The organism is Methylobacterium sp. JK268 (assembly GCF_054052225.1).
On record NZ_JBSVZN010000002.1, the window covers coordinates 56,484 to 74,684 of the forward strand.

Below are 18,201 nucleotides of genomic sequence, written 5' to 3' on the forward strand. Positions count from 1 at the left end.
CTCCGCTCCCCACCTTCCCCCGCAGAGGAGGAAGGGTTCGCGTGGCGCTTTCCGCGCTTCGTCCGGCCGCCCGCTTCCCCGTCGCTCACCCCCGCCCGCTCTCCAGCATCCGGGAGACGACCCGGGCGGTGAAGTCCACCATCGGCACGATGCGGGCGTAGTTGAGCCGGGTCGGGCCGATCACCCCGACGACGCCGACGATCTTCTGGCGGCCGTCCCGGAACGGCGCGGCGATCATCGAGGAGCCGGAGAGCGAGAACAGCTTGTTCTCCGACCCGATGAAGATGCGCACGCCCTCGCCGCCCTCCGCCCGGGTGAGGAGGTCGATGACGTCCTTCTGGCTCTCCAGGTCGCTGAACAGCAGGCGGATCCGCTCCAGGTCCTCGGCGGCGCGCAGGTCCTCCAGGAGGTTGGCCTGGCCCCGCACGATGAGCTGACGCTCCTCCGAGGGGCCGACCGTGCGGGCGAGGCCCGCCTCGACCAAGCGCTCGGTGAGCGCGTCGAGATCGCGCTTCATCGCCTCGCGCCGGGTCTCGATCTCGGCCCGGACCTCGCCGAGGGTGCGGCCGCGGATGCGGGCGTTGAGGAAGTTCGACGCCTCCTGCAGCGCCCCGGCCGGCAGCCCCGGCGGGAGGTCGACGAGGCGGTTCTCGACCGAGCCGTCCTCGGAGACGAGCACCACCAGCGCCCGGCCGGGATCGAGCCGAACGAACTCGATGTGGCGGAGATTCGCGTTCTGCTTCGTCGTCACCACCACGCCGGCCCCACGGGACATGCCCGAGAGCATCACGGTGGCCTCGGTCAGCGCGCTCTCGAAGGTGTGGCGGGAGGCGGCGGCGCGCATCTGCGCCTCGATCCGGCCCTGCTCGTCCTGGCCGACATCGCCGAGTTCGAGCAGGGCGTCCACGAAGAAGCGCAGGCCGAGTTCCGTCGGCAGCCGGCCCGCGCTGGTATGGGGGGCGTAGATCAGGCCGGCCTGTTCCAGGTCCGACATGACGTTGCGGACCGAGGCCGGCGACAGCGCCATCGGGAGGATCCGGGCGAGGTTGCGCGAGCCGACCGGCTCGCCATTCGCCAGGTAGCTCTCGACGATCTGCCGGAAGATCTCGCGCGAGCGCTCGTTCAACTCGGCGAGACTGCGGGCTTGGCCCGGCCCGGCGGGCAGGGGAGGGAGGTCGCGCGTGTTCATCAACAGCTTGGCGTGCAAGGACACTCAATGTGAGGTGCACGCGCGGCGTGCGCAAGCGCACGCGAAGCCGCGCCCTGGCGCCCGGTGGTCGGGCGGGCTGCCGCTGCCGTCCGTCGCCGTTCGTCCGGGCGCTCGCAGCCTGCGCGTGAGAGCCCGGCACTCCGCCGGGCGATCGACCTGGAGGCTCCCATGCAGATCGTCCGAATCGCCGCTCGCGGACGCGCCGTGGCCGGCGCACAGGCCGCGCCCTCCACGCCCGCTCCCGTCCGCGGCGGAGGCCGGCATCCTGCACGCACAGAACACAGACGGCCGCCACCACGGCTGGGGTCATCGCCGCCAGTGGCGCCACCACCACCGCCATCGAGGCTGTCGATGGGCGGGCCCGGCGGCGGAGTCACCGGACTGATCGCCCCTCGGCCGAGCGCTTGCCGGACCGCACGCCACCGCCTAAGAGCGCGGGCCTGTGACGGTCCCGAGGAGAGCCCGATGCGTCCATCCAAGCGTGCGCCCGACGAGTTGCGAAAGGTCACGCTGGAGAAGGGTGTGGCCCGCTACGCGGAGGGCTCCTGCCTCGTCACCTTCGGCGAGACCCGGGTCCTCTGCACGGCCTCGCTGGAGGAACGCGGGCCGTCCTGGCTGCGGGGCTCGGGCAAGGGCTGGATCACCGCCGAGTACGCGATGCTGCCGCGCGCCACCCACGAGCGGAACCGGCGCGAGGTCACGGCCGGCAAGCCGTCCGGCCGAACGCAGGAGATCCAGCGCCTGATCGGCCGCTCGCTGCGCGCCGTCGTGAACCTGCCCGCCCTCGGCGAGCGTCAGATCGTGGTCGATTGCGACGTGCTGCAGGCCGACGGCGGCACGCGCACCGCGTCCATCACCGGCGCCTGGGTGGCGCTGCACGAATGCTTCACCTGGATGCGCGGCCGCTCGATCATCTCCGTCGACCCGATGCGCGACCACGTGGCGGCGATCTCCTGCGGCATCCACAAGGGCACGCCGATCCTCGACCTCGACTACGCGGAGGATTCGGCGGCCGACACCGACGCGAACTTCGTGATCACCGGCAAGGGCGGCCTCGTGGAGGTGCAGGGCACCGCCGAGATCACGCCCTTCTCGGAGGAGGAGTTCCTGGGTCTGCTGCGGCTCGCCAAGAGCGGAGTCGCCGACCTGGTGGCGCTTCAGAAGCAGGCGGTGGGCTAGGCCATGGGACGCCGCCTCGCGGGCCGGGTCGTCATCGCGACCCACAATGCCGGCAAGCTCGTCGAGATGCGCGACCTCCTCGCGCCCTTCGGCGTCGAGGCCGTGTCGGCCGGCGACCTCGGCCTGCCCGAGCCGGACGAGACCGGCACGATGTTCGCGGAGAACGCCGCCATCAAGGCCCGGGCCGCCGCCACGGCCACGGGCCTGCCGGCCTTCGCGGACGATTCCGGGCTCTGCGTCGCGGCGCTCGACGGCGCGCCGGGCCTGTTCTCCGCCCGCTGGGCCGGGCCGTCCAAGGATTTCGCCGGCGCCATGGGCCGCATCGAGCGCGAACTGGCGCAGCGCGGGGCGACGGACCGCCGGGCCCATTTCGTCTCGGCGCTGGTCATCGCCTGGCCCGACGGGCACGAGGAGCTCTTCGAGGGCCGCGTCTTCGGCGACCTCGTCTGGCCGCCCCGCGGCACGCGCGGCTTCGGCTACGACCCGATGTTCAAGCCGGACGAGAGCCCGCTCACCTTCGGCGAACTCGGGGCCGAGGAGAAGCACGGGATCGACTGGGACAACCGGCGCGCCCTCTCGCACAGGGCGCGCGCCTTCCTGAGCCTCGCGGCCGCCTGCCTCGGCGACCGCGAGCGCTGAGACCCGTCAGGCGATCTCGAGGCCGACGTCGACATTCCCGCGGGTGGCGTTCGAGTAGGGGCACACCTGGTGCGCCTTCTCGACCAGCTTCTCGGCGGTGGCGCGGTCGAGGCCCGGGAGCGAGACCTTCAGGTTGGCGGTGATGCCGAAACCGCCCTCGGAGCGCGGGCCGATGCCCACGGTCGCCGTCACGGTGGTGTCCGCCGGGACCTGGATCTTCTCCTGGCCGCCCACGAACTTCATCGCGCCGAGGAAGCAGGCCGAGTAGCCGGCCGCGAAAAGCTGCTCGGGGTTGTTGCCTTCGCCGCCGCCGCCACCAAGTTCCTTCGGCGTGGTCAGCTTCACGTCGAGGCTGCCGTCCGCGGTCTTGGCGCGACCATCGCGGCCGCCCGTGGCGGTGGCCTGGGTGGTGTACTTCACGTCGACGGACATGGATCCCTCCGTTGATGCGCGGGCAGGTGCGCCCGGTGGCTCCGACCGACCCTTCAGACCGGCCAGCAGTCTTATAGCGCACTATTGCATAGCGCGCAATTTGTTTTCTCGCGGCTGCGAGCGTATCGTTCGGCGACCCACCACCGGTCCAGGCCGTCGCACCGTCCGCACTGCGGGCCGGCGCGACCCGGCGGGCGCCGTCGGGAGGGAGAGGAGGCCGACATGTCGGGCACCGGTGCCGAGATTGCCGAGCGGGGCGAGGAGGCTGCTCCCGCCGACCTGCATCTCGCCAGCCAGATCTGCTTCGCCGTGTACTCGGCCGCGCACGCCTTCAACCGGATCTACAAGCCCCTGCTCGACTCGGTGGGGCTGACCTATCCGCAGTACCTCGTCCTGCTGGTCCTCTGGGAGGAGGACGGCCAGACCATGAAGGCGATCGGGCAGCGGCTCTACCTCGATTCCGGGACGCTGACGCCGCTGATGAAGCGTCTGGAGGGCGCCGGGCTGGTGCGGCGCGCCCGGGACGGGGCGGACGAGCGCCTGATGCGGATCACCCTGACCGAGAGCGGGCGCGCGCTCCGCCAGCGGGCGCTGCCCTTCCCGACCGACATCCTGTGCGCCTCCGGCCGCTCGCCCGGCCGGCTGAAGGATCTGCGCGACGACATCGTGTCGCTGCGCGACGCGCTCCAGGCCCACGCCGCCCCCGAGCGAGAGGCGGAGTAGGACGCCCGTCGCCGCGCCGTGTGCGAAACCGCACAGCTTGGACGGGCGGCTGCCTCCGGAACCTTCATCCGACCGGCCGGCTGACCATCTGAGGCCGGTCCGGTTCCCCCGGACGGCACCGTCGGAGCCCCGCGGTCGCAGCCGCGGCCGGTTCCGTTTCCGGAGTTCGCATTCCCGATGACCATCGACACGCTTTTTCAGCCGCTGACCCTCGGCGCGGTCCGCCTCGACCATCGCATCGTGATGGCGCCGCTGACGCGCATGCGCTCGCGCCAACCGGGAGACGTCCCCCAGCCGCTCAACGCGGAGTATTATGGCCAGCGGGCGAGCCGCGGCGGCCTCGTGATCGCCGAGGCGACCGACATCGCCGAGCAGGCCCGCGGCTATCCCGGAGCGCCGGGGATCTACACGCGCGACCAGGTGGCTGGCTGGCGCGCCATCGCGGACGCGGTTCACGCCAAGGGCGGTCACCTGTTCATCCAGATCTGGCACACCGGCCGCATCTCGCATTCCTCCATGCAGCCGGGCGGCCGCCTGCCGGTGGCGCCCTCCGCCGTGGCCGCTCCGGGCAACCACATGGACTCCCGCTTCAACGCGGTTCCCTTCGAGACGCCGCAGGCGCTGGAGGAGGCGGAGATCGCCGAGATCGTGGGCCTGTTCCGGCAGGCGGCGATCAATGCCCGCGAGGCCGGCGCCGACGGCGTCGAGATCCACTCGGCGAACGGGTATCTGATCGACCAGTTCCTGCAGGATTCCACCAACCGCCGGACCGACCGCTACGGCGGTCCGATCGAGAACCGGGTGCGATTCCAGCTGGAGGTCGTCGACGCGGTGGCCGGCGCGATCGGCGCGGACCGGGTCGGGATCCGGATCTCGCCCTGGGGGAGCTTCAACGGCATGCGCGACAGCGACCCGGGCGCGCTGTTCGACCACGACACGGCCGAACTCGGCCGGCGCGGGCTCGCGTACCTGCACGTGGTCGAGCCGCGGGCCGACCAGACGAGCGACGTGAACGCCCTCGATCCGAACGCGCCGGACGCGGCTGCGCGCTTCAAGGCGCGCTTCGGCGGCCCGCTGATCGCGGCCGGCGGCTTCACGCCCGAGAGCGCGGCGGCGGCGGTGGCGGGCGGGGACGTCGACGCCGTGGCCTTCGGCCGGCTCTTCATCGCCAACCCGGACCTGCCCGAGCGGATCCGCAGCGGGGCCGGCTTCAACCGCTACGACCGCTCGACCTTCTACGGCGGGGACGCGCGGGGCTACACCGACTACCCGTCCCTGGCCTCGGCCGCCTGAGCGGCGACGGTCTCCCACCGGCCGGTGCGGGACCCGGCGGCAGCGCCGCCGGGTCCCGCTCTTGTGCGGTGCGCAGCGGCGCGGCATCTCTCGCCCGTCCGAGCCGGAGACCCGCCGTGGCCCTCGAATGCACGCCGTCCATCATCCTCGACGAGGCGGAGCTGGAGGAGAGTTTCGTGCGGGCCTCGGGACCGGGCGGGCAGAACGTCAACAAGGTGGCGACCGCGGTGCAGCTCCGATTCGACGTGCGTCGGTCGCCCTCGCTGCCGAACGCGGTGGCGATCCGCCTGATGAAACTCGCCGGGCGGCGCCTCACGGTGGAGGGCGTGCTCGTCATCACGGCTCAGGAGCACCGCACGCAGGAGCGCAACCGGGCCAAAGCCCGTGAGCGCCTGGCCGCCCTGGTGCGCGAGGCCGCCGTGCCGCCCAAGCCGCGGCGTCCGACGCGGCCGACCCTCGCCTCGAAGGCGCGGCGCCTCGAGGCCAAGAGCCATCGCGGCGGCGTCAAGCGCATGCGCGGGTCGAAGCCCGGCCTGGATTAGCGCGGACGGCATGAAGGGCGAGGCCGGGAGGGCCCGCTCGGGTCCGTTCTTGCCACCTGGTTGGCGCCGCGCCGGGGCCGGTTTCCCCGAACAACACCATGGCAGAGGATGTCAAGCAGTCCGGACCGGGTTCCGGAGGGGCGGTGCAAGACCCGACAGACTCGATTCAGCATCTTCCGGGCTTCAGGCCTGGGATCTTCGTGGAGGATCTGGGATCGGAGAGATCCGTTAATCAGTCGCGCGCCAGTCTTTCCCCAACGCGAGGACAGGGTGGCGACATCGCCACAGCGGTCCGGGTGAGGCTCTCGATGATCAGGCGATGGAAGCGGCTTGGGCTGGAGGCCCTCGGCGTCGGGGCGGCCTACCTCGTCGTCCTGGCGGTCGCGGGCGGGACCGGGGCTGCGGCCCTCGACCTGCGGCCGGGCCTCGATCCGCTTCCCCCGGCCTTCCTGCCGGAGGTGTCGGCGCCGGTCCGGGTGATCCTGGCGCTGCCGTGGGAGCGCGGGAGCGAGGACGTCGCGGCCGAGGCGCGTCGGAGCGGCATCAGCGATTCGCGGTGACGAGGGGCCCGATGGCGCGGCCGAGCGACACCCAGGCGACGGTGTCCTGGGACTCGCGCTTGATGAAGGTGTAGCCGGTGCGGTGCCAGGGGAGCACGGCGCTGGTCTTGTTGTCGAGCACGAGGTCGCCGCGGTCGGTGCGCAGCATCAGCACGGCGTGGCCCTCGCCCTTCTCGTCGATCACCACCGTCATGCGCATCGCCCGCCGCGGCAGCCCCGCATCGGCCAGGAGCTTGCGCTTGAGCAGCTGGTAGTCCTCGCAGTCGCCCGTGCCGTCCTCGGCCAGGTCCCAGCGGTCGGGCACGCCCCAGTGCTCCTGGTCGGTGATCGGCTGGATGCGGGTGTTGACCGAGCGGTTGACCGCCGTGATCGTCTGCCACAGCCGCGGGCTCAGCGTGATCGTGTCCGCCTCCGACAGGTCCACCGCGCATTCCGACGCGTAGCGCTGGCAGAACTCCGTCCAGGCGGGCAGGGGCTTCGAGGCCCCGGAGACGACCGGCACGGCGCCCGCCTGCGGCAGGGCGGCGAGCGTCTGCGCCCCGGCCGGTGCCGTCAGACCCGCCAGAAGCAGGGCGGCCCCGACGGCGACCCGCCCCCATCCCTGACCTGCGCTGCGCATCGGCCCGCCCCGTTAATCACCCGTTAAGCTTAGGTGGCACGGGGGAGCGGGCGCGGCAATGGAAGCGTAAAGAAAAGGTTAACGAGGCGGACGGGGTGGCGGGTCGCCCGTCACCCGCTGCGGGTGTCTCCTCTGCCCGCCTGGGCAAGTCTGTCCGGGTCACATAGGAGGCACGTCCCCCCTCTCCCGAGTGGGAGAGGGGCCGCTGGTGAGGGTGGGTCGGGTTCAGCAAGAGTGCTGAGCAGTCGAGCTGCCAGCGGCACGGATCAGGCATTGTGCGGAAGCCGAGCCACCCTCACGCGGGATCTTCGATCCCCGGAGCCCTCTTCCACTCGGGAGAGGGGATCCCGCCCGAGCTCGAATCGTACGATTTACAACTGAATAAAGACCCCCCGCAGACCAAGGCGCGCCTTAACGGGACTTGGATGTTGCCCGGACAGGCGCGCCTCTACGAGGCGAGGGTGAGGGAGGCCGGTGCCACGAGCGGATTGGCGAGCGCACGCCGAAGATGGCGGCGTTCTTCAGCCTCTCACCGGTCGGCGAACGCCGGTTCACGGCGTTCCCGCCCGGGTGGAACGGGCCGGCCGGATCGCCGGTGAACAGGCCGCCCTGGACCGGGACGTTCTCGTTCGGCAGGTATTTCGCCCGCACCGCCGGGGTCGCCAGCGGATCGGCCGGCCCGCCGCTCGGCAGATTCACGCGGGAGATGTCGGGCCCGCCAGGCGTCGCCGGGGGCAAGTCGCCTCGCGTGAGTTTGGGAATTGGTGCTGTCATTCAGCGACGGGGGCCGGGCGAACGATCCGCGGCCCGCAACGACATCGCGCGACACGCCGATTCGGCATCGGATCGGAGCCCGGCTAACATGGGTGAGGGAGCGCCGCCGGGACGAACCGGACCCGGCGCCGCCTTCGCCCCGCGCGGGAGGAATGGCCGGCCATGATGACGAGTGCGGATGCCAAAGCCTTCGCTCGGGTGCAGCACGCGGGCCAACTGGATGAGACCGGCGCTCCCTATATCGAGCACCTGGAGCGCGTTGTGCGCGGCGCGGAGCGGCGGGCGCGGGCGGCGCAGGCCCAGGGGCTGCCCGTCGATCCGGACCTGATCGTCCAGGCGGCGTGGCTGCACGACGTCCTGAGGGACACGCCGACCACCGCCGCCGATCTCGTCGAGGCCGGCTTCGCCGGCCCGGTGGTCGAGGCGGTGCGGCTGCTCGGCGTCGGACCGGAACGCGATCAGGCCGCGGCCTCCCTCGCGGAGAGCCGCAACCTGGAGGCGCTGCTCGTCGCGCTCTCGGAGAGCGAGCACGATGAAGCGGGCCCGGACTCCCCCGCGGGCGACAGCCTGCGCCGGGCGGCGGCGGCCCTGGGCTACCGGCACGGCTGAGCGGGGGGCGCGGCCGTCAGGCCCGCCGCACGTTCCAGAAGATCGCGAAGCCGTCGACGAGGTCCGTGAGGCTGCGGCGATAGGCGGTGGGCACGAAGAACTGCCCAAGGGGAATGTAGGGCACGCTGACGAAGGCCCGCCGCTGGATCTCGGCGGCGATGGCCTGCTGCGCCGCGAGGTCCCGGGTCGCGAACCAGCGGTCGCGCAGGCCCTCGATCACCGGGTCGCTCGGCCAGCCGAACCACGCCTGGGCGCCGTTGGTGCGCAGGGCGAGATGGCCGGCGGGATCGGCGTGGTCGGCGCCCTCGTAGTTCGTCACGAAGGCGCTCCAGCCGCCCCGCTCGACCGGCTCGCGCCGGTGGCGGCGCTGCTGGACGGTGCCCCAGTCGAGGGACTGGTAGTCGACCTTCAGCCCGATGCGGGTCATCGTCTCGGCGGCGACGTCGGACATCGCCTTGAAGGCCGGGAAGTCGCTCGACACGATCAGCGCCACCGGCTCGCCCCGGTAGCCGGCCTCGCGGACGGCCCGCGCCGCGGCGTCGAGGTCGCGGGGCGCCGTGACCGCCTCGATCCCGGCCTCGGTCGCGAGCGGCGTCCCGGGACAGAAGAACCCGACGGCGTCCCGCCACAGGCTGCGCTCCTCGCCGACCACCGCCTGCATGAACTCCGCCTGGTCGAAGGCGGCCAGGACGGCCCGGCGGATCGCCGGGTTGTCGAAGGGCGGCTGCAGGTGGTTCATCCGGAAGACGCCGATCATCCCCTTCGGGTCGAGGATGCGCACGTCGATGCCAGGGCTCGCCCGCAGCAGCGGCAGGAGGTCGGCCACCGGGTAATCGACCCAGTCGACCTCGCCCGCCTGGAGCGCCGCCGCGGCGGTGGCGGGATCGGGCATGGTCACCCACTCGACGCGCTCGACCCGCGCGCGCTTGGGGCCGGCCGTGCGCGAGGGCGTGCCGTCGGCCCGCGGCACGTAGCGGTCGAAGCGCTCGTAGACGTTGCGGGCGCCGGGCACGCGCGCGTCGGCGCGATAGCGGAACGGCCCCGAGCCGATGATCTCCGTGACCTGCTTGTCCGGGCCGAGGGCGGCGAGGCGCTCGGGCATCATCGCCGGGAAGAAGGCCGCCGACTTCCCGAGCGCCAGGGGCAGGAACGGGAAGGGGGTCATGAGCCGGAACAGGATGGTGCGGTCGTCCGGGGCCGAGAGCGTGTCGGTGGCGGCCATCAGCGCCTGCCCGAAGGCGTCCCGCGCGCCCCAGCGCCGGATGCTGGCGACGCAGTCGCGGGCGAGGACCGGCGCCCCGTCGTGCCAGAGAAGGCCCTCGCGCAGGGTCAGGCGCCAGACCCGCCCGTCCTCCTCGACGACGTGGCCCTCCACCATCTGCGGGCTCGGCGCGAACGTCTCGTCCTGGCCGTAGAGGGTGTCGTAGACCATGAAGGCGTGGTTGCGCGTGATGATCGCCGAACTCCAGATCGGATCGAGGATCCCGAGATCGGTGCGCGGCACGAAGCGCAGGGGCCGGGCCGGCGCGGCGCGGGCGATCCGCGGTGCGGCGAGGGTGGAGAGGCCGGCGAGGATCGTGCGGCGCGTGGGCATCGGGGTCAGCCTGTCCGGGGAGCGTCGCGCCCGATTGTGCACGCGCCCGGTTTGCGCCCGGTGAAGGCGCCGGGCCGGACAGGCGCAGGGATGGGGGGAGGGCGGGCGATCGGGATAGGTCTGATCTACGGCGCCGCACGATCCTCGATCCTCGACGCGGTGACGGTTCAGTCGGGCTCTGATACGGCCGCCGCCTGTCTCCGGCCATCGTGGCCCCCAGGGAGGCAGGGCATGGCGGTGACGATTCTATCGGAGCGGAAATCGCGCGAAGCGCAGCGGCGCGCGCGCGGCGGCGCAGGTGTTGGAGCAACTCCGCGACTACGCGCATGCAAGAGCCGGCCGGTTCGTGATCTTCGGCTCGTTCGTCGAGCGGCGCATGCGTCACGACAGTGATCTCGACATCCTGATCGATTTTCCCGTCGCGGGAATCCCGGCCGCGTGGGATTTCGTCGAGGAGGCCTGTTCGAGAGCCGACCTTCCGCCTGACATTCACGATGCTTCGACCTCCACACCGTCGTTCGTGGAGCGCATCCTTGCCAAGGGCCTGATCGTGGAATGACGCACGCACGCTGGCTGGAGGTCGAGGACGACATCAGGGCGGAGCTGCGCCCTGCCCGGAGGCTTGAACCACCATGCTTCCAGGGCGGAATTCGCTTAAAAAACTTGGGAAGTATTGGAGCGGGCGATCGGGATCGAACCGACGACATTCAGCTTGGGAAGCTGACGTTCTACCACTGAACTACGCCCGCGGGGGATCCCGGAGGACCCGCCGGATCGCGGCAGCAGTGGCTGCCTGACCGGATCGGGCGGGACCATAAGCACACTCGGTGGGTTTGTCCACGGGGGGCTTCGCCGTGGCTGGACGGCGGGCGCGAGATAGGGCAGGTGCGGGCCGCGGGACGACCAGCTCACCATCGGGACGCACCATGACCGAGTCTCCTTCCCCTGCGCCGGGCACGCGCCCCAAGCTCGTGCTGGCCTCGGGATCGCCGCGGCGTCTCGCCCTGCTGCAGCAGGCGGGCCTGGAGCCGGACGCGCTGCTTCCCGCCGACCTCGACGAGACGCCGCTCAAGGGCGAGCGGCCCCGCGAGCTGGTGCGGCGTCTCGCGCGGGCCAAGCTCGACGTGGCGCTCACCGCCGCGCGCCACGGGGAGGAGTTGCGCAACGCCTACGTGATTTCCGCCGACACGGTGGTGGCGGTCGGGCGGCGCATCCTGCCCAAGGCCGAGATCTCCGAGGAGGCGGATGCCTGCATGCGGCTCCTCTCGGGGCGCACCCACCGCGTCTACACCGCCGTCTGCATCGCCGGGCCGCGCGACCGCACCCGCGAGCGTCTCGTCGAGACCCGCGTGCGCTTCAAGCGCCTCGCGGCCCGGGAGATCGACGCCTACGTCGCCAGCGGCGAGTGGAAGGGCAAGGCCGGCGGCTACGCCATCCAGGGGCTCGCCGGGAGCTTCGTTGTCAAGCTCGTCGGCTCCTACAGCGCCGTGGTCGGGCTGCCGCTCTACGAGACGGTCGGTCTGCTCGAGGGCGAGGGCTTCCCGGTGCGCGCCGCCTGGCGCGCCGCCGCGTGAGGCCGCCATGGCCGAACCCGTGACACCGAAGGGCGAGACCCCGGCATCCGCCCCCTGTCCGATCTGCGGCAGGCCCGCGGCCGAGGCGTTCCGGCCCTTCTGCTCCAAGCGTTGCGCCGATGTCGACCTGCAGCGCTGGCTCTCCGGCCGCTACGCGATCCCGGGCCGGGCGGAGGATGCCGCCGGTCCGGGGGACGACGACGAGGGGTGACGGCGGCCGTCACGCAGGATTCAAGCGGGCATGCTTGAAGCACCCGCGGAGACGGAGGCGGACATGAGCGAGCGGATCACCTTCACGCGGCGCGAGACCGTGGCCGGGGCCATGGCCGCGGCATTGGCGCCGACGCTGGCGGCGGCTCAGGCGGGGCCCGCCACGGTCAGCGGGACCGTGTACGAGGACCGCTCGCGCCAGGGGCGCCGCGGCGCCGACGATCCGGGCATCCCGGACGTGCTGGTCTCCAACGGCCGCGAGGTGGTGCGCACCGACGCCCAGGGCCGCTACACCCTGCCGGTCTCCGACGAAACCGTGATCTTCGTCATCAAGCCCACCGGCTACGCGCTGCCGCGCGACGCCGACAACATCCCGCGCTTCTCCTACCTGCACCAGCCGAACGGGACCCCGACCGACATCAACCTGCGCTATCCGGGCGTCGCCCCGACCGGGCCGCTGCCGGCCTCTGTCGATTTCGGCCTCACCCGCGCGCAGGAGAGCGGCGACTTCGAGGTCATCCTGTTCACCGACACGCAGCCGGAGAGCCAGACGGAGCTCGATTTCGTGCGCGACACCGCCGTCACGCGCGCCATGGGGATCGAGGCCGCCTTCGGGATGACGACCGGGGACGTGCTGTTCGACGACCTCTCTTTGTACGGCCGGCACAATCGCATCATGGGGCGGATCGGCCTGCCCTGGTTCCACATCGGCGGGAACCACGACCTCAACTTCGAGGCGCCGGACGCCCGCCACAGCCGCGAGACCTTCAAGCGCGTCTACGGGGCACCCTACTACGCCTTCTCCCACGGGGGCGTGCTCTTCCTGATGCTCGACAACGTGCACTACCTCGGCGCCGCCACGGGCGCGCCCGACCGGGGCGGGCGCTACGAGGGCCGGTTCGGGGAGGCGCAACTCGCCTTCGTGGAAGCGGTGCTCCGCGAGACCCCGCGCGACCGCCTCGTCGTCGTGGCCGCCCACATCCCGCTCGTCACCGATCTCGGCCCGGACGATCCGGCGGTGAGCACCGTCGACCGCGAGGCGCTGCTGCGGCTGCTCGCGGGCCGGCCCGCCCTCAGTCTCTCCGGCCACACCCACACGACCGAGCACCACTACCTCGACGCCGCGGGCCGCCCCGGCGCGACGGGAGCCGACGCCCATCACCACCACGTCCTCACGGCGGTCTCCGGCTCCTGGTGGAGCGGCCCGGCCGACCGCCGCGGCATCGCCACCGCCGACAGCCGCGACGGCTCGCCCCACGGCTTCCACGTCCTCAGCATCCGGAACGCCCGCGACTACACGACCCGCTACGTCCCGGCGAGCGACGATGCCGGCCGGCAGATGCGGATCGTGCTGGAGAGCCAGTTCCACAGCGAGGACATCGCCCGCCTGCCGGATACGCGGCTCGCGGCTCTGTTCGGCTCGCCAGTGGCGGCCGAGACCGCCGGCACGGCGATGCTCGTGGTCAACGTCTTCGACGGCGGCCCGCGGACCGAGGTCCGCTTCCGCATCGACGGCGGCGCCCCGGTCCCGATGACCCGGACGCGCCGGCCCGATCCCTTCGTGGCCGCCCTCTACGCGCGCTACGCCGCGACCAAGAAGTCCTGGGTGAAGGCCGAGCCGTCGAGCCACATCTGGACCGCCCGCCTGCCGCGCGATATCGGCCCCGGCACGCACCGGGTCAGCGTCGAGGCGACCGACGAATACGGCCGCACGCACCGGGATGCTCTCGTGCTGGAGGTCGTGGCCGCCGAGGGCCTGCCCCGCGGGATCTGAATCGAAGGCTCTCGCGAGGCATCGCGGCTGCAGCGAGATTTGGGGTACCTCGTGCCCGGGACCGTGGCGCGGGGATCCTCTCTATCTCTCGTAAGCCAGCGACGGTGTGTGCAACGCTCCGCGACAGGTTCATCAGCGGAACGCTCCTGGAGCGAACGACACACCTCAGCAAGAGGAGTGTCGTGTCGTCCCGATCCGTTCCGCTGATGAGCCTATCGCGGAACATCGTGCACGCGTTTGTCTACTCGAGAAAGGATCCTGTGCGGGCGTCGACGTGCCAGCGCCAGTGACCCAATATCTTTACCTCCAATCAGCCCGCGCGTTCATGCGCGAGGGACAGCGGAGTCGGTGACGAACTGATTCCGCCGGGCGCCCGTCAGAGCCGGCTCGGCAGGCTGATCACCGCGTCGACCGTGTCCTTGATCACCTTGCCGGCCGGCGCGAAATCCGGGACCGGAACGCCCAGGAAGGTCTTCTCCTCCGCCTGCTCGGGGGCGGCCGACGGAGCAGCAGCCGCCTGACGCGCGACGGGCGCCTCGCGCTTGGCCGCCACCTTCGCGGCCGGCTTCGCCGGGTGGGAGGCGGCCTTGACCGGGGCGGGCTTCGCCGGCTCCGGCACGGCCTCCCGCGCCGCCCGGGTCGCCGGCGCCGCTGCGGGTGCTGGTGCCTTCGGCACGGCCGCCGCCGCGGAGCGCTCGACGCGTTGAGGCGGGGTGAGCGTGCCGGTGACGAGGTTGTCCGCGCGCGAGGCCGGGGGCGCGACGGCCGGGGCCGCGTCCGCCTTCGCGATCACGGCGGCCTCCACCGTCGGAGCGGCGCTCGGAGGCGGGGTGAAGGCCGCGGGCGCGGGCGACGTGAGCGCGGAGGTCGTGAAATCCGATGTCTTGGCGGCCGCTGCCGGGATCTCGACGACCCGCACGCCGGGAGCGGGCGCGGGTGCCGAAGCCGCGAGGGCGACGGGTTCGTCGCGCAGGGCGGGGATCCCGTCCTTGATCTCCGGCATGTCGCGAACCGGGCCGACCTGGACCAGGCTTGGCCGCGGCGCGAGCAGGGTCCTGACGGATGGGTAGGCAAGCGCGCCGAAGGCCAGGAGGCCGCCGACGGAGGCCGCGCCGAGCCAGAGCGGGCGCCGCAAGCCGGCCCGCGCCGCGGCGGGTGCACGGCGCTCCGTGGGATCAATCTCGACGGACATCATGGCCACGCTACTCCGACTTGTCTCGTCCACTCCCCGCTTGACAGCATCGCGGCGAATCGGGCGCGAAGATGTCGAACGAACGATTCCTTCTGCGGCCTACCCGACGGGCCTCACGAATCTGTTAGCGCGGCGGCGCGGCGCGCGCCCGCAGGCGTTCTGTTTCGCGACAAACCGTCTTACATGGCGGAGATGCAGTGGAGCGATGAGGGGCTCGTGCTCGGCATCCGCCGGCACGGCGAGACGAGCGTCGTCCTGGAATTGATGACGGCGGAGCACGGGCGCCATCTCGGCCTCGTCCATGGCGGGCGCTCGCGGCGCCTGCAGCCGGTGCTGCAGCCGGGCAACCGGGTGCGCGCCGTCTGGCGCGCGCGGCTCGACGACGGCCTCGGCAGCTTCGCGGTCGAGCCGATCGAGAGCGCCACCGCCCGGCTGCTGGGGTCGGGGCTCGCGCTCTACGGCCTCGCCCACGCGGCGGCCCTGCTGCGGCTCCTGCCGGAGCGCGACCCGCATCCGGGGCTCTACAGCGCCGCCCTCGTCCTCGTCGCCCACCTCGCCGACCCGGTCGCCGCGCCGGCCCTGATGGTGCGGTTCGAACTCGCGGTGCTCGCCGAGCTCGGCTTCGGGCTCGACCTCTCGGCCTGCGCGGCGACCGGCTCGAACGCCTACCTCGCCTACGTCTCCCCCAAGAGCGGGCGCGCGGTGAGCGCGGCGGCCGGCGAGCCCTGGCGCGACCGCCTGCTCGCGCTTCCGGACTTCCTGGTTCCCCGCGAGGCCGGCGGCACCGGCGCCACGCCCACGCCCCGGGACGTTCGCCAGGGATTTACCTTGACGGGATATTTCCTCGATCAGCATGTCTGGGCGGCGCGCGGCCTCGCGCCGCCCGAGGCGCGCGAACGATTCGTCGCACTCGGCACCGCGGATGCGGGCTGATGTTCGTGTTATGTTCCGGTTTTCGCCGGAAGTTTGAATTGACGGGATCATGGGCAAGCCGTTCGAGCCGCCATCCGACCGCGACGGGATCGAGGACGTCGAGCTGAAGACGGCGCTCGAGGAGCGCTACCTCGCCTACGCGCTCTCGACGATCATGCACCGGGCGCTGCCCGACGCCCGCGACGGGCTCAAGCCCGTGCACCGGCGCATCCTCTACGGGATGCGGCTCCTGCGCCTCGACCCGACGTCCGCGTTCAAGAAATGCGCGAAGATCGTCGGCGACGTGATGGGCGACTTCCACCCGCACGGCGACCAGGCGATCTACGACGCGCTGGTGCGGCTGAGCCAGGATTTCGCGCAGCGCTACCCGCTGGTCGACGGCCAGGGCAATTTCGGCAACATCGACGGCGACGGCCCGGCCGCCTACCGCTACACCGAGGCGCGCCTCACGGAGGTCGCCCGGCTGCTCCTCGACGGGATCGACGAGGATTCGGTCGATTTCCGGCCGAGCTACAACGGCGAGAAGGAGGAGCCGGTCGTGCTGCCGGCCGCCTTCCCGAACCTGCTTGCCAACGGTGCCCAGGGCATCGCGGTCGGCATGGCGACCTCGATCCCGCCGCACAACGCCGCCGAACTCTGCGACGCGGCGCTCTACCTCATCACCCACCCGACCGCGACCTCCGAGCAGCTGACGAGCTTCGTGAAGGGGCCCGACTTCCCGACCGGCGGCATCGTGGTCGATTCGGCCGCCGCCATCGCGGAGGCTTACCGCACCGGCCGCGGCTCCTTCCGGGTGCGCGCCCGCTGGGCGAAGGAGGATCTCGGCCGCGGCGCGTGGCAGGTGGTGGTCACGGAGATCCCCTACGGGGTGCCGAAGGCGCGGCTCATCGAGAAGATGGCCGAACTCCTCACCGAGAAGAAGCTGCCGCTGCTCGCCGACGTGCGCGACGAATCGGCCGAGGATGTCCGGGTCGTGCTGGAGCCGCGCGCGCGAGGCGTCGATCCGGTCGTGCTGATGGAGTCGCTGTTCCGGCTGACCGAGCTGGAGAGCCGCTTCTCCCTCAACATGAACGTGCTGATGAACGGGCAGGTGCCCCGGGTCGTCGGCCTCGCCGAGGTCCTGCGCGAGTGGCTCGACCACCGCCGCACCGTGCTCCAGCGCCGCTCCCGCTTCCGCCTCGGCCAGATCGAGCGGCGGCTGGAGATCCTCGGCGGCCTGCTCATCGTCTATCTCGACCTCGACCAGGTGATCCGCATCATCCGCGAGGAGGACGAGCCGAAGGCCGAGCTGATGCGCTACTTCCAGCTCACCGAGGTGCAGGCGAACGCGATCCTCGATACGCGCCTGCGCTCCTTGCGCAAGCTCGAGGAGATGGAGCTGAAGCGCGAGCAGGCGGCGCTCACCGCCGAGAAGGCCGACATCGACGCGCTCCTCGCCTCCGAGCCGCTACAGTGGAAGTCCATCGCCGGCCAGGTGCGGGCGGTGAAGAAGACCTTCGGCCCCGACACCCCGCTCGGGCGCCGCCGCACGACCCTGGAGAACCCGCCCGACACGTCCGACCTCGACCTCGCCGAGGCGATGATCGAGCGCGAGCCGATCACCGTGATCGTCTCGGAGAAGGGCTGGATCCGGGCGCTCAAGGGCCACGTCGCCGACCTCGCGAACGTGCAGTTCAAGGGTGACGACGCGCTCAAGGCGAATTTCCCCACCGAGACCACCGCCAAGCTCCTGGTCCTCGCCACCAACGGCAAGGTGTTCACGCTCGACGCGGCCAAGCTGCCGGGCGGGCGCGGCTTCGGCGACCCGATCCGCCTGATGGCCGATCTCGACGAGGGCAGCGACATCGTCACGGTCTTCCCCTACCGGGCCGGCGTGAAGCTGCTTTTCGGAACCAGCGACGGGCGCGGCTTCACCGTCCCATCGGACGGGCTGGTGGCGAACACCCGCAAGGGCAAGCAGGTCGTGACCCTCGACGGGGCCGCGACCGTGACCCACTGCATCGAGGTGGGGGAGGGGGACCACGTGGCGGCCTGCGGCGAGAACCGCCTGCTCGTGGTCTTCCCCATCACCGAGATCCCCGAGATGGCCCGCGGCAAGGGCGTGCGGCTGCAGCGCTACCGTGAGAGCGCGCTCGCGTGGCTGTCGGTGTTCAAGCTCGCGGAGGGACTGACCTGGCCCGACAGCGCGGGGCGCACGCGCACCGTGGTCGGCGAGGAACTGGCGAAGTGGGTCGGGCACCGAGGGACGGTCGGCGCGATGGCCCCGCGCGGGTTCCCGAAGGGGAACCGGCCGTAGGCCGATGGAGTGAGCCGCGGTGTTCCGGTGCGCGGGAGAACCCTCCCC

At 71.9% G+C, this 18,201-nt stretch carries 18 protein-coding genes and 1 tRNA gene; 13 read left to right on the forward strand and 6 right to left on the reverse strand.

What is annotated here, in order from left to right; translation table 11 throughout:
• Window positions 1-85: 85 nt before the first annotated feature.
• On the reverse strand, window positions 86-1,189 hold the full coding sequence (gene hrcA / locus ACW9J6_RS02175) for a heat-inducible transcriptional repressor HrcA (RefSeq protein ID WP_457114789.1): 1,104 nt from the start codon (window positions 1,187-1,189) through the stop codon (window positions 86-88).
• A gap of 486 nt (window positions 1,190-1,675) precedes the next feature.
• On the opposite strand from hrcA, the gene rph reads away from it, so the two are divergent.
• Both rph and rdgB read left to right on the forward strand, forming a co-directional pair.
• Window positions 1,676-2,389 (forward strand): ribonuclease PH, encoded by a 714-nt coding sequence (gene rph / locus ACW9J6_RS02180; protein WP_457114790.1) that lies wholly within the window; start codon window positions 1,676-1,678, stop codon window positions 2,387-2,389.
• Between the two features lie 3 nt (window positions 2,390-2,392).
• Window positions 2,393-3,028, forward strand: coding sequence for an RdgB/HAM1 family non-canonical purine NTP pyrophosphatase (gene rdgB, locus ACW9J6_RS02185; RefSeq protein WP_457114791.1), 636 nt, complete (start codon window positions 2,393-2,395; stop codon window positions 3,026-3,028).
• 6 nt (window positions 3,029-3,034) lie between these two features.
• On the opposite strand, the gene ACW9J6_RS02190 is transcribed toward rdgB, so the two are convergent.
• Window positions 3,035-3,460: an organic hydroperoxide resistance protein gene (locus ACW9J6_RS02190; RefSeq protein ID WP_457114792.1), complete on the reverse strand. Its 426-nt coding sequence runs from the start codon at window positions 3,458-3,460 to the stop codon at window positions 3,035-3,037.
• Between the two features lie 222 nt (window positions 3,461-3,682).
• Here ACW9J6_RS02190 and ACW9J6_RS02195 point away from each other — a divergent pair, with 222 nt between their 5' ends.
• From ACW9J6_RS02195 to ACW9J6_RS02210, 4 genes are all read left to right on the forward strand, one after another.
• Entirely contained in the window at window positions 3,683-4,183 is a 501-nt protein-coding gene (locus tag ACW9J6_RS02195) for a MarR family winged helix-turn-helix transcriptional regulator (RefSeq protein WP_457114793.1), read from the forward strand.
• A 177-nt stretch (window positions 4,184-4,360) separates the two neighbouring features.
• Entirely contained in the window at window positions 4,361-5,476 is a 1,116-nt protein-coding gene (locus tag ACW9J6_RS02200) for an alkene reductase (protein WP_457114794.1), read from the forward strand.
• Window positions 5,477-5,592: 116 nt separating this feature from the next.
• Window positions 5,593-6,018 (forward strand): alternative ribosome rescue aminoacyl-tRNA hydrolase ArfB, encoded by a 426-nt coding sequence (arfB, locus tag ACW9J6_RS02205; RefSeq protein WP_457114795.1) that lies wholly within the window; start codon window positions 5,593-5,595, stop codon window positions 6,016-6,018.
• A gap of 308 nt (window positions 6,019-6,326) precedes the next feature.
• Window positions 6,327-6,578 (forward strand): hypothetical protein, encoded by a 252-nt coding sequence (locus tag ACW9J6_RS02210; RefSeq protein WP_457114796.1) that lies wholly within the window; start codon window positions 6,327-6,329, stop codon window positions 6,576-6,578.
• Here the strand turns inward: ACW9J6_RS02210 and ACW9J6_RS02215 are convergent.
• Window positions 6,562-7,197, reverse strand: coding sequence for a transglutaminase-like cysteine peptidase (locus tag ACW9J6_RS02215; protein ID WP_457114797.1), 636 nt, complete (start codon window positions 7,195-7,197; stop codon window positions 6,562-6,564). The two genes, ACW9J6_RS02210 and ACW9J6_RS02215, sit on opposite strands and share 17 nt — an antisense overlap.
• Window positions 7,198-8,133: 936 nt before the next feature.
• Between ACW9J6_RS02215 and ACW9J6_RS02220 the strand changes: the two genes are divergently transcribed.
• Window positions 8,134-8,580, forward strand: a complete 447-nt coding sequence (locus ACW9J6_RS02220) for an HD domain-containing protein (protein ID WP_457114798.1) — start codon at window positions 8,134-8,136, stop codon at window positions 8,578-8,580.
• Between the two features lie 16 nt (window positions 8,581-8,596).
• Here the strand turns inward: ACW9J6_RS02220 and ACW9J6_RS02225 are convergent, their stop codons facing one another.
• On the reverse strand, window positions 8,597-10,174 hold the full coding sequence (locus tag ACW9J6_RS02225; protein ID WP_457114799.1) for an ABC transporter substrate-binding protein: 1,578 nt from the start codon (window positions 10,172-10,174) through the stop codon (window positions 8,597-8,599).
• A 298-nt stretch (window positions 10,175-10,472) separates the two neighbouring features.
• Here ACW9J6_RS02225 and ACW9J6_RS02230 point away from each other — a divergent pair, with 298 nt between their 5' ends.
• On the forward strand, window positions 10,473-10,733 hold the full coding sequence (locus ACW9J6_RS02230; RefSeq protein WP_457114800.1) for a nucleotidyltransferase family protein: 261 nt from the start codon (window positions 10,473-10,475) through the stop codon (window positions 10,731-10,733).
• A gap of 115 nt (window positions 10,734-10,848) precedes the next feature.
• On the opposite strand, the gene ACW9J6_RS02235 is transcribed toward ACW9J6_RS02230, so the two are convergent.
• Window positions 10,849-10,923, reverse strand: a tRNA-Gly gene (locus ACW9J6_RS02235).
• Between the two features lie 177 nt (window positions 10,924-11,100).
• Between ACW9J6_RS02235 and ACW9J6_RS02240 the strand changes: the two genes are divergently transcribed.
• The 3 genes from ACW9J6_RS02240 (at window position 11,101) to ACW9J6_RS02250 (ending at window position 13,732) form a co-directional block, all read left to right on the forward strand.
• Window positions 11,101-11,748 (forward strand): Maf-like protein, encoded by a 648-nt coding sequence (locus tag ACW9J6_RS02240; RefSeq protein WP_457114801.1) that lies wholly within the window; start codon window positions 11,101-11,103, stop codon window positions 11,746-11,748.
• A gap of 7 nt (window positions 11,749-11,755) precedes the next feature.
• On the forward strand, window positions 11,756-11,959 hold the full coding sequence (gene yacG, locus ACW9J6_RS02245; RefSeq protein ID WP_457114802.1) for a DNA gyrase inhibitor YacG: 204 nt from the start codon (window positions 11,756-11,758) through the stop codon (window positions 11,957-11,959).
• A gap of 63 nt (window positions 11,960-12,022) precedes the next feature.
• Complete coding sequence (locus ACW9J6_RS02250; RefSeq protein ID WP_457115103.1) at window positions 12,023-13,732, forward strand: calcineurin-like phosphoesterase C-terminal domain-containing protein; 1,710 nt, start codon at window positions 12,023-12,025, stop codon at window positions 13,730-13,732.
• 376 nt (window positions 13,733-14,108) lie between these two features.
• On the opposite strand, the gene ACW9J6_RS02255 is transcribed toward ACW9J6_RS02250, so the two are convergent.
• Window positions 14,109-14,927 carry a chemotaxis protein CheA gene (locus tag ACW9J6_RS02255; RefSeq protein WP_457114803.1) on the reverse strand — a complete coding sequence of 273 codons (819 nt, stop codon included), beginning with the start codon at window positions 14,925-14,927 and terminating at the stop codon, window positions 14,109-14,111.
• Window positions 14,928-15,116: 189 nt separating this feature from the next.
• Here ACW9J6_RS02255 and recO point away from each other — a divergent pair, with 189 nt between their 5' ends.
• Window positions 15,117-15,857, forward strand: coding sequence for a DNA repair protein RecO (gene recO, locus ACW9J6_RS02260; protein WP_457115104.1), 741 nt, complete (start codon window positions 15,117-15,119; stop codon window positions 15,855-15,857).
• A 49-nt stretch (window positions 15,858-15,906) separates the two neighbouring features.
• Window positions 15,907-18,153, forward strand: coding sequence for a DNA topoisomerase IV subunit A (gene parC / locus ACW9J6_RS02265; RefSeq protein WP_457114804.1), 2,247 nt, complete (start codon window positions 15,907-15,909; stop codon window positions 18,151-18,153).
• The last annotated feature ends 48 nt before the right edge of the window (window positions 18,154-18,201 follow it).